Here is a 14,774-nt window from a genome sequence, read left to right as displayed (position 1 = left end):
GAAGAAATCGTGTAGCGGTGATCGCATCGAATGCGCGCAACCCACTATGCAGAATCTGACGCGCGCGTTCTGTTTTCCCGACTGTGGCCAAGTTGCCGCAGCGAAAGCATCGGCGCGCAGTCGGTGTTGAGCGCCAATGGTCTCTCGGTGTCAGGCGAGCAGGCTGACGAATATGCAAATTCTGACAATCCGGTGGTGTCGAGCGATGACCGGGCGCCCCTGGCCTGGTTCAACCTTGCCGAAATTCCGTCATGCTGACCCGGAAGCCCTAGTTGCGTGCGAAATAGAGCGGCGTCCTGAGCGTGATCTGGTAAGCAGGCTTTGGTACCCACATGATCTGCGCGGTCACGCCAAACAGGCGGTTGTCGTTGTCGTCCATCCGGTCAAGGTCCAGTCGCACGATCGGCTGGGTAAAGGAGGAGACCGACGCGCGGCCCAAGAGCTCGGCGCCGCCGAAAACCTGCACGCCCGCGCGGCCCGTAAACTTCCAATTGTTCGGCCATTGGTAGTAACCGCCGACATAGCCCATGATGTCGGGATGGATGGTCGCGAGCGGACTGCCGATGACAACCCGTGTGTCCTGCACGCCCGCCAGCAACCCACGGGTCTCGTCCTGGTTGAACGCATAGTCGAACTCGAAAATGTTTGTAAAACTCGTGGTAGCAAACGGTCCATTCGGAATCGTCTGGGTAATGGTTGATTGCCAACTCAAGGTCGGAATCGAGCCGCCGTTCTGATTGTAAAGATCGGCCTGAAATCCAAGATTCCAGCTCGTAATCGCCACGGACGACCAGCCGGTCATCGGAGTGCTGGTCGAGCTGGCTGATACGCCGGCGTAGAGCGAGACGTTATCGTTCACGTCGATCGTCATGGGAAGATCGACCACGACGCTCTGGGCGCCCGGCAGCGTCGCGCCGCCCGCAATTGCAGCCAGGCTGCCAGCGTTCGAGATGGCAGCGGATTGCAACGCCGCGAGCAAGGACGAATTGCCGAAGCCGACCGCCAGCGTACCGGCGGGCACCCGCGCGTAGATGGTTCTCATGTCGAGATAGACGTTCGGCGCGCTCGACGCCCCGTTCGAGGAATCATCGTCTCCATCTCCAGCACGGGCAATTCCGCTCGAGAGGCAAATCAAGACGGCCAGCACCAATCCCGGGAAACCAACGCAATTGCGCGCGTTCAGCGCTCCAACCTTCCCCGTAACCTGCAAGACACTCTCCTCGAACGGCGTCCTTATCGGCGATGTCTGACAGTAGTGATGCGGCCAAGCTGATCGATCGAGGGAGCGACAGGCACTATCTCGGTCATCGCCCACTATGCGCCATCCGGTGAACCCGGCACATTCCGGGAAAAGATCGTTGAAACGATATCGGCAATTCGTCGGAACGGTCTATGCAAATTCTGCCAATGCACAGGCGCACCGTATCGCGGCAGGCTCCTACGGCAGATCCGGCTCCTTGGTGTCCTCGAAGAAGGCCGGCTCGACCAACGGCGGCGCGGACGTTTCCGCAAGCCAATGGTGAATGACCGCCGAGGATATCGCCCGCCGCGGCGTGCAGGGATTGATGGTGCCCGCGGTCACGATGTATCCTTGCTCGAACTTCTGGCGAGCAAACCTCTGGGCCTCGAGCTCGGTCGGAAAGCTCTCACTCTGTCTCGGCTGTCGTTGCGCGGATGCCTTGCGCACCCGTTTCGGCACCTCGAACGAGACATACCAGGCTTTCGTCAGGTCAATCGACACGGCGCCCGTCCGCGCCCATCACGCTCGCGCCGAAAGCTCTCGACAATGGATTCTGGTAGTCGATCCTGGCGTTGCGCAGTCCAGCCCTGCCATCGTGCGACATCTCGCTGTCCCGGCATGCCGCTCGAAGCGTCTGCGAAGGGCTCTCGCCGAACAGCTTGCGATATTCAACCGAAAACCGTCCAAGCTCGAAAAAGCCGAAGCAGATCGCAATCTCCGTCACCTTTGCGGTCTCGCCGTCCAGCGCAAGAAGCGCCTGCCTTGCCTGATTCAGTCGGAGCACGCGAATTCGGCGGCACGGCGATTCTCCGTAAACGCTCCTGAACGCCTTTCGTAGAGTTCGCTGGCTCACCGAGAGTTGGTGGCAAATCGCGGGGATGCGGGGCATTTCTTCGGCATTGCCCGCAGCGATGGCCTCGGCCCGCGCGACAAGAACGCGATATCGATCGCTGGCACCGCCAATCATTGGCCGGCGCCTTTCGATCGCATCCGAAAAGCCGATGAAGTGAGGAAGCTACCCCGAATATGGCAACGCAACCCGTTTGCATGGTCCCCTGACGGACCGCTTCGCGCGGGCGTGCAGATCAGATCGGCAGCAGCAATGGCAATAAGAGCGGCGCAGTACATAATAATGACCTCAACGTCTGGCTTTACCTCTGCATCTCGCGTCTTTCAGCGCGAAGCGTCTTGCCATTTCGCGCCAATCATTGATGCACGGTCTTCCGGGCCGCTTTGCCGCCGAAAAACACAGCTCGAATACTGGTAATATGCTAGCGCGACGCTCGTTTGCGGGGCGACGCGGGCCGGTACCTGCGTCGTGGCCCGGCGCATTTGCGCCTACCGCGACCGCTCAGTGCAAGCCACCCGTGCGCTAACTTTTGCTGGCGCGGGCCTTGCCATTCCCTTTGGCGGCCTGCTGCTGCCGATATGCAATCGGCGGCATTTTCATCAAACGCACAAAGCTTCGGCTGAAACTGCTCGCTCCGGTGTAGCCAAGACGTAAGGCGATGTCCGAAATGCGCTCGTTGGACTCCGCAAGGAGGCGGCAGGCCGTATCGAGGCGGACTTCGGTGACCAATTCGCTGTAACTTGTCCCCATACCACCGAGGTGTCGCTGCAATGAGCGCACGCTCACGCCCAGTTGGCGCGCAGTGCACCGCACAGATGCAGCATCCTGACGCAGCAACACCGAAATCGCCGCGCGGACTGAATGTCGGGATGGCGAAGAGACGGGTTTCATGTGCACGTCATGAAAGATTGCAAGCGTGATCTCCTTCCTCAAACCGCTGCTTACGATCTTCTTATAATGTGATCGAATTGGTGGGCCCGTCTGGCCATGAGCCGCCTAAATCGCAATTCTGGAATCAAGATCAATTGCACACGTCCCAGCCTCGCATGCACCGCTGCAACGCGACACCCAATGCACCCGGCGAGCAAATTTCGAGATCGCTCCTCATAGTTCCGCGACGACAAAGTACGACCGTAAAAATGAACGCCGCAGGCAGGGGACGAGCAACATGAGCGGAATTCCCCTAACCCGCTGCCAATTCGTGATTCCGTTTGCAGACATTCATAACGAGGTGGGAGCTCCCACCGCGACGCTCCTGTCGAAATTTGGTCTCCCGACAGCGCTGCAAGAAAAAGCCGATCATTATGTTCCGATATTGCCTGCCATATTGTTTGCACAAGCCGCGCAGAGATCGCAGGGCATCACGGATATTGGCTTTCACGCTTCGCGGCGGCTGCAGTTCTGCCACCGGAGCGATAAGCTGCGAACCATCATCAGCTACTCTCCGACGCTGTACGTCGCCCTGCAGCAAGTGTGCAAATGGGCATCGCTCGAAGACACGAACCTGTACATGTGGCTGGAGCGCCGCGATGATCGTGTAAGAATTTGCAGCAAGCTGGGCGGGACTGCCGGCATGCTCCATCTTGAACACTCACAATGGCTGCAGAACGTCTTTGTCGTCCACATCGTTCGACAGTTAGCCGGATCGGAGTGGACTCCCTCAACGATGGCCTTCGAGGCAAATTATGCGCCAGGCTCGGAGGCTCAGGCATTCTGGCCGAATACGCGCTTTCTGCCGGGCCAGGAAGCCTCCTGGATTGATGTGCCCGTGGCGCATCTCGACCTACCCAGCCTGACACGCGATACGGCGCTGAATTTCTCCGAGGACGAGCCTCAGCCGTTCGGCGACGAGCTTGTCCGTGCACTGATGTTGCCTTCTTACCTGGATGAGGGAATCCCGGCGGTCGCGAAAATCGCCGAGATGGCCGGCGCAAGCGTCAGGAGTTTTCAACGCAAATTCTCAAACGCTGGCCTGACATATTGAGCTTGCTCGAATTGATCCGTTTTGAGAATGCCGCCAAGCTTCTGCGTGAGACGGACGCCAAGATCATCGAAATCGCGTTCTCTTCTGGCTATGCCGATCCGGCGCATTTTTCGCGTGCGTTTCGCCGTATGACCGGCGCCACGCCATGCGAATTTCGCGAGAAATGGAGACCGCGGTAGGCGCGGCCGCCCTCGGACAATCGCTTCCGTTTCGACGGCAGCCCCCTCCGATTGGCACGGAGGCAATTTCCCCCGGCGCAAGCCCGCTATGGAAAGCGCGCCATGCATTCGTCGAGCAATTCGGGACTGCACAAACGGCGGTCGGACGGCGGCGCGTCAATGGATCGGACGCAGTTGGAGCCCGGAGAGGCCGAGGGTCACATTGACGGCTACCGAGCCCTCCACCGAGACGGGCTGCAACGCAAATGACCGCCCCGAGCCACCGACAAGAACATTGACGCCGGCGCCTAAGCCGAGGCCGATGTCGCCTGACGCCCCGACATATTCGCCGGCGAGAGCTCCGGGCGGAGGGCCTGCCGTCGGGGCAAACACCGCCCAGGCGAGTGCGCCTCCGGCCGAAACGCCGATATCGATTCCGATGGTGTTGAGGGCACCTTCATAGAGTTGTGTCGGCAATGGCGGGTTTTGTGTAAAGCGACATGACATCGATTGATGGCCGAATATGACAAACCCGACGCTAGGGTCGAGCTTGCAAGCCAGCATGCCGATCTGGGTCCACGATGCCTGTTGGGCGCCTGCGGAGGACACAGAGCCGGACCATGCGCAGACGATGCAGAGAACAACCAGAATTCGTGCACGCATTTCGCTTCCCTATCATCTCGCAAAGACTCGTTGAACGCGGTCGGCGCTTGGTTCCGACCGCGTTCTGTCTTCGTAGATGAGCATGTGCAGAGCCGACGAGGCTATGCAAAATCGGCAATCCGAACCCGCCGTCAGGCCTTTTTGTCGCGTTAATCGGAAGCGGTTTGCGATGTTGGACGCTAGCCCTCCGTTACTTTTTGAAGACGGCGTTACTTGCGAAACCGCGCGAACGTTATTTGCAATCCCGACACCTGCCGCATGTCGGGCCATCAGCTCAATGCGCGCCGGGCCATGCTGAAAACGAGACCGCTGCCGATTTTGCATAGGCGACGGGTTTTGCGCTGTCTAGGGTCCGCACCGACCAACCTGCCGGAAGCTTCCGGCCGATCGCAAGGAGAACGAGATCCGCAACAGGAGGGGCGTGCAGATTTGCTTGGCATTGCTGGCGACGGCGTTACTGCTCGACATCGGGACCGCGCTGGCACAGAGTGCTACGCACGGAAACCTGAAGACGATCGGCACGCCTTTTGCCGCACAAGCTCAAATTGTGCCGTCGCTCATCGTTCTCAATTCGCGGGGCGCAATGTTGCAGGGCGACAGCCTTGTCCTCACAGGGATTACGCCGAACTCGATCATATTCGCCGACCGACCCCTGCGCGCTGCGGGCCATCAGCTCACGGCTGATATCCATTCCGCGTCGAACAGCTGAGACCGCACTTAAGCACTCGCCTCGCCCTGCCCTCGGAAGTTCAGATCCAGGCACATGCGCCACAGGCCTGCGCACGTTGGCTGTGTTGAGATTTTTCTCGATCTCCCGGTGCACACGTCGTGCACACGCGGGGCGACGGAAAATTTCCATGTCATCTCAATTGCCTAGCCGCAACATCGGTTCAATGCAACATGATGTTTCGGAGCGCTGCCCGGCCGAAACAGGCCCGGCCCAACCAAAATATCGAAAACAACCCCATGCAAAGTAGCTTCGCCATTGCAGGGAGCTCAACGGAGGCGGTCAGAACTGTACCGGCTACCCGGGAAGTCGACAGACATCCGCATGCAGCAGCGGCGCCTCCTTGATCCAGATTTTCGCGCCCTGCGGGCCCACCGTCGCTTTCAGGTCGACGCCGGCGGGTAGCCGACCCCAGCCCTGCGGCTGCAGCGTCTCGCCCCCGACCGTTAGTCCCCCCGATAGAACACAGAACTCGAGCCCGTGCGCGTTCGCAAGGCTAATCGTCTCACCCGGTCGCCAGTCTTCAAGGCGGACCTCTTCGTGGCCGTCGTCAAATAGCACGCTGACGTTGCTTGCACCGGGGCGCGGCGCAACCTGTTGGCCCTCACCTGGCTGACGCACGACCTGGGTCCGGTCCTCGTCCCGGAACTGCCAGAGCCGCACGAAGATTGTGCAGCCGTCCTTCGAGGCGGGAACATGTGACGTCCCCGGAGGGTTGCGGAAGTAGCTGCCCGCGGGATAGTCGCCATGCTCATCCTGAAAGGTACCTTCAAGGACGACAATCTCTTCTCCACCGCCATGCGTATGACGCGGGAAGGCGCTACCGGGAGCATAGCGCACGATCGAGGTGGCGCGCGCGACCTCGGCGCCAATGCGGAACAGCATGCGCCGATCCACGCCGGCCGACGGACTGGCCACCCAGTCCAGCTTCGAGGCGTGAACGATAACAGGCTTCGACAGATCATCGTTGATGCGCATCGTTACTCTCCCTCAGGCTGCGCTATCCGAGACCCACCGCTTCTCCATTTCGGATCTCTTGACCAGCGCAGGTCCTAAACCAGGACACGTTCAGAACCCCGCGAGCGGAACGCCGCTCGCCGCATTCTGCGGTCGTCGTGACGCGATTAGCCGCCGCGCCTCGTCGGCGCGACCACTGCGCAGCAAGGCGCAAGTCACGGAATATTCCAGCAGGTCGCGCTGGGCGCGGCTGCCTCCGACCCTTTCATGGGTTGCCAGGACGGGCGTTAGCTCATCGACGACGCGTGTCCAGTCGCCCTTGGCCAAACCATCGAACCCGCGCGCGATGGGCACCACCATGTCCGCGGCGGGTCCCTTCGGGTTCTCGATGATCCTGGCCAAGGCCTCCGCATCGCCGGCCATTGCAAAGGCGAGCGCGCTGTGCATGTCGGCAAAGATGATCCCCGAGTTGGGAAACCACTTCGCCGCATACTGGCTGATCTCGCTCCACAGTTCCGGATATCGCGGCTCGCCCGCCATCTCGGCGCGCGCAAGGAACGAGGCGCAATCGGTGAGGACATTGATTTGCGGCCCCCACGAGCCGCCCGGATGCAGCGCCTCACGATAGATCTGCCAGGCTTGATCCCGCCTGCCGGTCTCCAGCGACCACAGGGCAAGATGCCAACTGATATGGCAATGCAGTTGCGCCTCGCGCGGGTAAGCGGCGTTCCATTGCTCGAGATAAGCCAGCCCCTCCTCGCGCTGTCCCTTCTCATAGAACAGATGGGCCTTGATATGCGCAGCGTGAGCGTTGCGGGGACAACCACGAAGTGCGGTCTCGATATTCCTGAAACCACTGTCGAGCCTGTGCAGCTCGATTTCGGCAAACGCGAGCACGGTTCGAAACCACCAATCATCGCCATAATGGGTTGCAAGCGGCTCCAGCATCGCCAGTTGCTCAATCTCGCGGCCGGACTTGCCCGAGAAGCCGATCAAGCCGAAGACACCGGTGGCCGGTGCCAGCACCATGGCATCGCGCGGCCAGTGCTTGATATGTTCGGCGATCGCCGAAACCGCCGCAGCGCCTTGACCACTCAGGATCTTGGCAAAGATCGCAATATGACCTTGCTCGCGCGAAGTCGTAGCAGGCGCCAGCGCGATCGCACGTTCGAGCGGCGCTTTGACTTCGTTGCCGCGACCGAGCAGTTGCAGGGTTCGCGCAAGCGCAATGTGCGCCAGAGCAAAACCTTCGTCGGCGGCGATCGCGTCGCGGAATGCCTGGTCAATCCCCGACCCAGCCGAGAGCAGCTTGTCGACGCCGGCGACATATGCGTCGCGGGCGGCGGCAGAGCTTGTGCTCAAGGGGTTGCCGTACCGGTCTTCAAGAACGCCCACCCGATTTCCCATCGAACTCTCGGTCATTTTGATGACACTCCCTCCATGGAAACCTGCTTGGCCTTGGCTTGCCGCCGGCGGCGCTCGTCACCCAGCTTGAGCAGCCGCTCGCGATCCTCTGGATTTACTCTTCCATACCGGGGCCGCCAAAGGGAACCCTCCTCCTTCCACGCAAATGGCGCTTTCACAGTCGTTCGCGGCGCCGTCGCCGTGTCAAAAAGGCGAGCGCCTGGCGCATGATTTCGCGCTGCATGTCCGGTCGCCAGGGATGCCCGCAAGGATTGCCCAGCGGGAAATCCGTGAAATAGAACCGTGGCACGCCGCAGTGCTCCACGACATCCTGCGCCGAGCCGACAATGACCGTCGGAATGCCGTTCGCTTCCAGATGCCGGGCCACCAAGCTTACGGTCTGATGACACACGGGGCAAAGGGGGCAAAGGATCGCAGCATCAGCCCCGTCTTTTCGAACCCGTACCAGGATTTCAGGTGCATCCTCCGCGTTCGTTTTCCGTTGGCTATATTCTGTCGGCACGCCGTGAAAGTGCCGGGTCAGTCCGACAAGGGCGCCCTCGCCGACCAATCCAAAAGCGGCTTCTACCGGCAGGAAGCTGCCCGGATCATTGGTGTGGGTCGATTCCTTGTCCCACGCAACGTTGTCGGTAAACAGCTTCCCGGGCGGCGGCGAAACCTCACCCGACCACACCCGTTTGACGCCGTCAAAATCCGGCGGACTGGCCGTGGTAATCAGTGCGATACGCAGGTCCGATGACAGTTTGGCAGGTTTGGTGAAAGGGACATCATCAAACCTCGCCCAGACATTACATAGTCGTTGTCGTAACCAAGGGCACGGTAATATTGGCGCGTTCGCTCCATATATTGAACCGGGGTTTCCGCTACGCTCATGTGGATTCTCCTCGAGACGCTAGCTTGGTCGTGCGGTGGGCCGGTATGAAAAGCCGATGAGTGCCAGCAATGCGGCGACGAGTGGTGCGAACGACAGCATCAGGACGGTCGACCAGCCGAAGGACGACAGCAGCCCGCCCGACAGGAAGGAGCCGACGGTCATCGTGCCGAAGACCACGAAGTCATTGAGCGACTGAACGCGCGCCTTTTCCTCGGGACGATGGCACTCCAGAACCATCGCGGAGGCGCCGATGAAGCCGAAGTTCCAGCCGATCCCGAGCAGGCTCAGCGTCGCCCAGAAATGCACGACATCGATCCCGAGCAGGCCCACCGACGAAGAGGCCGCAATCAATACCAGCCCGACCGCGACGATCGCGGATGCGCCGAAGCGCGTGATCAAGCGGCCGGTCCAGAAACTCGGGGCGTACATCGCAATGACGTGCCACTGCAGACCGAGATTGGCCGATTCCTGAGGCAGCCCGCAGAGCTTCATCGCCAGCGGGGCTGCGGTCATGAGGAAATTCATGAGCAGGTAGGAGACGACCCCGCAGATCACGGCCAGGATAAAGCGCGGCTGCCGGGCAATGACAGCGAGCGGCCTTCCGGCGTTGAGATGCGTTGCAGTCAGCGGAGGAAGCTCAACGCCCGCCAGAATAACCGCGGAGAGGCCGCAACCACCGCCTGGCCGACAAACGTCGCGGCAAAGAGGTACGGCGCCCACAGATTCATGGTGTGCGTCACAAGCTGTGGACCGATCACACCGGCGAACACACCGCCAGCCATCACGGCCGAGAGCGCGCGCGGACGCCGTTCAGGTGCTGCGCAATCGGCCGCCGCAAAGCGGAACGAGAGCACCACGGCCGCGTAGACGCCGCCAAAGAAGGTCCCGGCGCAGAATAGCGGGAATGACGCGTTGAGTACCGCCAGGACCGCAATCAAGCCTGCGAGGACGCCGCTGCCTGCACCAAGCAGGAATGTCGTGCGCCGGCCATAGCGCTGCGCGACAACGCCCGCCGAAAGCGTGCACAGAGCCATGCCGACGACAAAAACCGAGACCGGCAGCGTCGCAAGTGCCTTGGTGGGCGCCAGCATGTCGCCGACCACGGCCCCGGTTGCGTAGACGACCGTGGAATTGGCGCCTGCGAGGGCCTGGGCGACGGCAAGCCTTGCGACATTGTTGCGCTCGCGGCGAATGGCGGTCGGCGCCTCATGGCTGGGAACGGAAAAATTGAAGTTCACGCTGCGGCTTGCTCCGCCGTTAGATGTCCGTCGACGGGACGTGGCCAATAGGACCGGTGGCCGGTCCACCGGGCCGTGGATCACCGCGTCGGAGTTAAGGAGAAATCGCTGGACTTTTCCTTCTACAGATTGCCAATTTATGTCGATGAAACGTCACATTGGGAATGCCGGCTGGAAGACGGTCGATGCCCCGCAGGGCCTCGGATCACCGAAGCCTTTGATCGTACGGGTGCAGTCTCTTCCTGCGAGGAGCTACTTCGCCGAACACAGTCACAGCTGGAATCAGCTGGTCTACGCGATCTCGGGCGCGCTCACCGTGAAGGCGGATGGACGGAGCGTCGTCATTTCTCCGGAACAGGCCGTCTGGCTGCCGGCCGGTACGAAGCACTCGGTCGGCTCCCTGATGGGAGCGGAATTCCGGAGCCTCTGGGTCGCCAATGCGGCCAGCCAAGGCATGACGTCCGGCACGACGGTCATCCATGTGTCCCCGCTCCTGCGGACGCTCATCGTGGAAGCCGCGTCGCTGAAAAGCGAGGATCGTCGCTACGCCGCTCGCGTTATCGCGCTCATCCTCGATCAGTTGTGGCGGGCGACGCCGATCTCGGCAGCGTTACCCTGGCCCACCCACCCGGGCCTGCTGGTCCTCTGTGAAACCCTCTACGACGATCCTGCGAATCCGCACCACGCCGAGAGATGGGGGCGTGAGATCGGCATGTCGCCGCGAACCTTGACGCGGCACTTCGAGCGCGAAGTCGGCATGAGCTTGCGTGCATGGCGTCAGCGTCTGCGCCTGCTCAAGGCTATCGAATTGTTGGGCAGCGACCTGCCGATCACGGAGATCGCGTTGCGCCTGGGTTACTCATCGGCCTCCGCATTCATATTCATGTTTCGCTCTGAAATGCGGATTAGTCCCCTGCAACATCGACGCAGTCTGGGCCATGCTGCCAGCAGAGGGACTCCATCAAGGCGTCGATCCGAATCTCAAGATTCGCCCCGCCGGGCGCGCTGACCCTTCAGCCGTAGGGCGGCTCTCAATGGCGAGGTAGGCGCTAGCCGTCCCTGCCCCGTCATCCAGCGAAAACGACGACCATGATCGATCCCCAGGTCGTCAGCAGAATATTGGAGATCGGATAGGCGGGCGTGTAGCCGAGCACCACCACGGAGCTGCCCGAACGCTCCTGAATGGCGGCCATCGCGGCCGTGACCGTCTGTGCGCCGGTCAAAGCGCCGAGCATGAGGATGGGGTTCATGCGCAACACGAAATGGCCGAAACAGAAGCCGACGATCTGCGGCAGCAGGGTTACAAACATGCCACCCAGCAGCAGGCCGACGCCCGACTCCCGTATGGCGGAGAGGAAGACCGGACCGGCATGGATCCCGGTCAGGCCGACGAAGGCAGCCAGTCCGAGCGACGTCATCAGGCTGATGGCGCCATCGGGGATCCGGCCGAAATACGGCAGACGTGTGCGGAGATAGCCGACAAGAAGTCCAGCGAGCAGCGTACCGACGCTGGTGCTCAGCGAGATCGTGACGCCACCAATCGAAAAGCTCAGGAGCACGCCAACGAGGCCGCCGAAGAAGATCGCGAGCCCCAGCACCACGAAATCGATGCTGGTGCTTGGCTCAACGATGACGCCGATGCTCTTGGCTGCATTCTGCACCACCGATTCAGGACCGACGACGCGAAGCATATCGCCGCGCTGCAGGACAACGCCGGCCGCGATGGGGAGAGCTTCATCGCCGCGGCTCAACGAACGCAAGTAGAGGCCGCGTGCCCAGCTCTGTTCCGACGCCTGCTGCAGACTGCTGCCTGCGAGCTCCCGGTTGATCAGGAACACGTCCGCCGAGATCACGGGGATGTCGAGCAGCTCGCGGTCCTCCACCTCCTCGCCGCGCGGTCCGATCAGTTCGACGATGGTCTGGCGCGGCGCCGACAGCGCGATGATATCGCCGGCCGCGAGCACCGCTCCAGGCTCTATCTCCAAGATGCGCTCGCCGCGACGAATGCGGTGGATGAACACGCGTTGCCCGGGCACACGAGCTTCGGCGGCGGCCACCGACAATTCGGCGATCGCCGCCTGAGCATCCAGCCGGTAGGCACGCAATTCGAATTTGCGCCAGGCAGACGCCAGGCCGGGCTTGGCGCGCGTGATGCCCAAGGTCTGCTCCAGCTTGAGCGCCTCCGCCTTCAGATCGATCTTCAGCAGCGCCGGAACGATCAGGGTGCAGAATGTGATCACGCCGGCATAGCCGAAGATGTAGCAGACCGCGTCGGCCACCGCGATGTGCGAGACCAACAACGCGCGCTGTGCTTCGGTCACGGCGAGCCCATTGACTGCATCGGTTGCCGTACCCATCGCCGCGCTTTGGGTGAGCGCGCCCGACATGAGCCCGGCTGCAAAGCCGGCGTCGAGTCGCAGCACGCGTGCCGCGACGATCGCTGCCGCAAGCCCGGTGAGGCTGACGACAACGGCCATCAACATCGGCTTCAGCCCGTCGCGCTTCATCGCCAGCATGAATTGCGGACCGACCGAATAGCCCACCCCGAACAGGAACAGCAGGAACAGGAACGATTTGGTCATGCTGGAGACGGGCACATGCGCGAAATCGCCGACCGCGAGTCCTGCGAACAGCGCGCCCGTCACCGGGCCGAGGCTGAAAGCGCCGATCTTGAAGCTTCCGATCCAGTAGCCCGCGGCGATCACCAGGAACAGCGCGAGCTCCGGATAACGAACGAGAAATTGCGCCAGCCAGGTCAACATCGTCTCAACACGGTCCCGCGCCGCGGCTATGTCATCATCATCACCAGCACCATTCCCCAGATCGTCAGCAGCGTGTTTCCGACCGCATAGGTGACGGTGTAGCCAAGACCGGGAATCTGGCTCTTCGCGCGGTCGTTGATCATGCCCAGCGAAGCGGTCGTGGTGCGCGCGCCGGAGCAGCATCCGAGCAGGATCGCGTCGTGGAAGCGGAACACGTATTTGCCGACGAACATCGCCAGGATCAGCGGCACGGTGGTCACGACGACGCCCCAAAGGAACAGGCTGAAGCCGAGCTTTTGCAGGCCGGCGACAAATCCCGGGCCCGAGGAGATTCCGACCACGGCAATGAAGACGTTCAGGCCGACCGAGTTCATGAACCACACGGTGGGTGACGGGATGCGGCCGAAGGTCGGGTGCACGGACCGGAGCCAGCCAAAGAACAGACCTGAGATCAATGCGCCGCCGGAGGTGGACAACGTCAGCGGCACGCTTCCGATCTTGTAGACGAAGGCGCCGACCAGGGCGCCGATCGCGATCGCAGCCCCGATGAAGGCGACGTCGGCAACATCGGTTGCACGGTCCGGCCGGCCCAGCATCTTTGTGGTGGCAGCGACATCGGACGTGCGGCCGACCAGCGTGAGGATGTCGCCCCGATTGATCTTGGTGTTCGGCAGGATCGGAATCTCGGTCGCGATCGCCCCCCGGGCGATCTTGCGCAGGAATACGCCGCGAGCGCCCGGTTCCTTGGCCAGTTGCTCCAGCGTCTTGCCGTCGACGTCCTTGCTGGTCACGTAGACATCGACACCTTCGATCGGCACCGCCAGCAGCTCGCGATCGTCAACTTCCTCGGCCTGCTCGCCGATCAGCTGCACCAGCACATCGCGGCGCCCGGCGACGGCGACGACATCGCCGGCATGTATCACGGTGTCGGAGGTTGCCTCCACGATCTTGCCGGCTTGCCGGAGCCGGAGGACGAAGATGCGATGATCGGGAAGCAGCGCCTCGGCCTGCCCGACGGTCTTGCCGGCGACGGGTCCGCGCTCATGAACGCGATAGGCGCGCACATCGAACTGGTGCCAGGCCGTCCCTGGGCCGCCCAGCTCCTTCTTGCCGCCATGCTCCTCCTCGTATTTCTTGCACGCGGCTTCGAGATCGATCCCGAGCAGCGCTGGTCCGAGCAGCGCCAGCACGATCGCCGACCCAACCGTGCCGAAGATATAGGTCACGGCATAGGCGACCGGCATGGCATCGAGCAGCTTCTTGGCTTCGTCCGCGGGCAGACCAAGGCGATTGATGGCGTCGGTCGCGAGTCCCATCGACGCGGAGATCGTCTGCGAGCCGGCATAGAGCCCGATGGCCGATCCGACGTCGTAACCGGCGACCTTGGCGCCGAGATAGGCGGACAGCAGACAGAAGACGCAGACCACGGCCGCGAAAATCGCCTGCGGGACGCCGTCCTGCGCGATACCGCGCACGAATTGCGGTCCGACGCCATAACCGATGGCGAACAGGAACATCAGAAAGAAGAACGGTTTCAGCGGCCCTGATATGGTGATCCCGATCTGGCCGATGATGACAGCGGCAACCAGTGTCGCGGTGACCGCGCCCAGTCCAAGCCCCTTATAGGTGAAGGAACCGAAATAGTAGCCCAGGGCCAGCGAGAGGAAGATCGCAATTTCGGGATAGGTGCGGAGCGTCTGGAAGAGCCAATCGATCATGATGTCACCCGTTCATGCTGTCCCGGGGCTTCGGCGTGCGCCCGCTTCGATCTCGTGCACGGGTGCCGAAAAGGGCGAGCAACCGTATCGGTCGACATCAGACGGCGGTTGGCGAGCAGGATGTTGATCTATGTCAACCGCAGCTGCGAGAGCCTCGCGATTTCATGATCTTGCCGAC

15 protein-coding genes and 1 pseudogene are annotated in these 14,774 nt (G+C 61.8%); 5 read left to right on the top strand and 11 right to left on the bottom strand.

Annotation, left to right across the window (positions count from 1 at the left end):
- Positions 1-30: 30 nt before the first annotated feature.
- A complete protein-coding gene (locus tag ACVMIH_RS02420; protein WP_456860602.1) occupies positions 31-258 on the top strand; it encodes a hypothetical protein in 228 nt (75 codons plus the stop codon).
- A 10-nt stretch (positions 259-268) separates the two neighbouring features.
- Here ACVMIH_RS02420 and ACVMIH_RS02415 read toward each other — a convergent pair whose 3' ends face one another.
- From ACVMIH_RS02415 to ACVMIH_RS02400, 4 genes are all read right to left on the bottom strand, one after another.
- Positions 269-1,210, bottom strand: a complete 942-nt coding sequence (locus ACVMIH_RS02415; RefSeq protein ID WP_456860600.1) for a hypothetical protein — start codon at positions 1,208-1,210, stop codon at positions 269-271.
- Between the two features lie 228 nt (positions 1,211-1,438).
- Positions 1,439-1,741, bottom strand: coding sequence for a hypothetical protein (locus tag ACVMIH_RS02410; protein ID WP_194295333.1), 303 nt, complete (start codon positions 1,739-1,741; stop codon positions 1,439-1,441).
- Positions 1,731-2,207, bottom strand: a complete 477-nt coding sequence (locus tag ACVMIH_RS02405; RefSeq protein WP_456860598.1) for a helix-turn-helix domain-containing protein — start codon at positions 2,205-2,207, stop codon at positions 1,731-1,733. The genes ACVMIH_RS02410 and ACVMIH_RS02405 overlap by 11 nt, the downstream gene beginning before the upstream one ends.
- A 405-nt stretch (positions 2,208-2,612) precedes the next feature.
- Complete coding sequence (locus tag ACVMIH_RS02400) at positions 2,613-3,023, bottom strand: helix-turn-helix domain-containing protein (protein ID WP_229189072.1); 411 nt, start codon at positions 3,021-3,023, stop codon at positions 2,613-2,615.
- A 235-nt stretch (positions 3,024-3,258) separates the two neighbouring features.
- Here ACVMIH_RS02400 and ACVMIH_RS02395 point away from each other — a divergent pair, with 235 nt between their 5' ends.
- A complete protein-coding gene (locus ACVMIH_RS02395; protein WP_244558742.1) occupies positions 3,259-4,074 on the top strand; it encodes an AraC family transcriptional regulator ligand-binding domain-containing protein in 816 nt (271 codons plus the stop codon).
- A 2-nt stretch (positions 4,075-4,076) separates the two neighbouring features.
- Entirely contained in the window at positions 4,077-4,253 is a 177-nt protein-coding gene (locus ACVMIH_RS02390) for a helix-turn-helix domain-containing protein (protein WP_229189074.1), read from the top strand.
- Positions 4,254-4,409: 156 nt separating this feature from the next.
- Here the strand turns inward: ACVMIH_RS02390 and ACVMIH_RS02385 are convergent, their stop codons facing one another.
- The gene (locus tag ACVMIH_RS02385) at positions 4,410-4,895 is read right to left on the bottom strand and encodes a DUF992 domain-containing protein (RefSeq protein ID WP_229189075.1); all 486 of its coding nucleotides are present in this window, start codon (positions 4,893-4,895) and stop codon (positions 4,410-4,412) included.
- Positions 4,896-5,328: 433 nt separating this feature from the next.
- Here ACVMIH_RS02385 and ACVMIH_RS02380 point away from each other — a divergent pair, with 433 nt between their 5' ends.
- Positions 5,329-5,604: a hypothetical protein gene (locus ACVMIH_RS02380; protein ID WP_199805235.1), complete on the top strand. Its 276-nt coding sequence runs from the start codon at positions 5,329-5,331 to the stop codon at positions 5,602-5,604.
- 315 nt (positions 5,605-5,919) lie between these two features.
- Here ACVMIH_RS02380 and ACVMIH_RS02375 read toward each other — a convergent pair whose 3' ends face one another.
- From ACVMIH_RS02375 to ACVMIH_RS02360, 4 genes and pseudogenes are all read right to left on the bottom strand, one after another.
- Entirely contained in the window at positions 5,920-6,600 is a 681-nt protein-coding gene (locus ACVMIH_RS02375) for a cupin domain-containing protein (RefSeq protein WP_229189077.1), read from the bottom strand.
- A 90-nt stretch (positions 6,601-6,690) separates the two neighbouring features.
- Positions 6,691-8,001 (bottom strand): tetratricopeptide repeat protein, encoded by a 1,311-nt coding sequence (locus ACVMIH_RS02370; protein ID WP_057017167.1) that lies wholly within the window; start codon positions 7,999-8,001, stop codon positions 6,691-6,693.
- Positions 8,002-8,158: 157 nt separating this feature from the next.
- Entirely contained in the window at positions 8,159-8,677 is a 519-nt protein-coding gene (locus ACVMIH_RS02365; RefSeq protein ID WP_156436194.1) for a hypothetical protein, read from the bottom strand.
- A 219-nt stretch (positions 8,678-8,896) separates the two neighbouring features.
- A pseudogene (locus ACVMIH_RS02360) lies at positions 8,897-10,071 on the bottom strand (MFS transporter).
- A gap of 34 nt (positions 10,072-10,105) precedes the next feature.
- On the opposite strand from ACVMIH_RS02360, the gene ACVMIH_RS02355 reads away from it, so the two are divergent.
- Positions 10,106-11,125 (top strand): AraC family transcriptional regulator, encoded by a 1,020-nt coding sequence (locus ACVMIH_RS02355; protein ID WP_456860595.1) that lies wholly within the window; start codon positions 10,106-10,108, stop codon positions 11,123-11,125.
- Between the two features lie 58 nt (positions 11,126-11,183).
- Here the strand turns inward: ACVMIH_RS02355 and aspT (ACVMIH_RS02350) are convergent, their stop codons facing one another.
- Positions 11,184-12,878 (bottom strand): aspartate-alanine antiporter, encoded by a 1,695-nt coding sequence (gene aspT, locus ACVMIH_RS02350; RefSeq protein WP_456866364.1) that lies wholly within the window; start codon positions 12,876-12,878, stop codon positions 11,184-11,186.
- Positions 12,879-12,904: 26 nt separating this feature from the next.
- Positions 12,905-14,596, bottom strand: a complete 1,692-nt coding sequence (gene aspT / locus ACVMIH_RS02345) for an aspartate-alanine antiporter (RefSeq protein WP_057017161.1) — start codon at positions 14,594-14,596, stop codon at positions 12,905-12,907.
- Between the last annotated feature and the right edge of the window lie 178 nt (positions 14,597-14,774).

The organism is Bradyrhizobium sp. USDA 4503, from assembly GCF_054055815.1.
The sequence above is the reverse complement of the archived record's forward strand: the minus strand, read 5'-3'. Positions and strand labels throughout refer to the sequence as shown.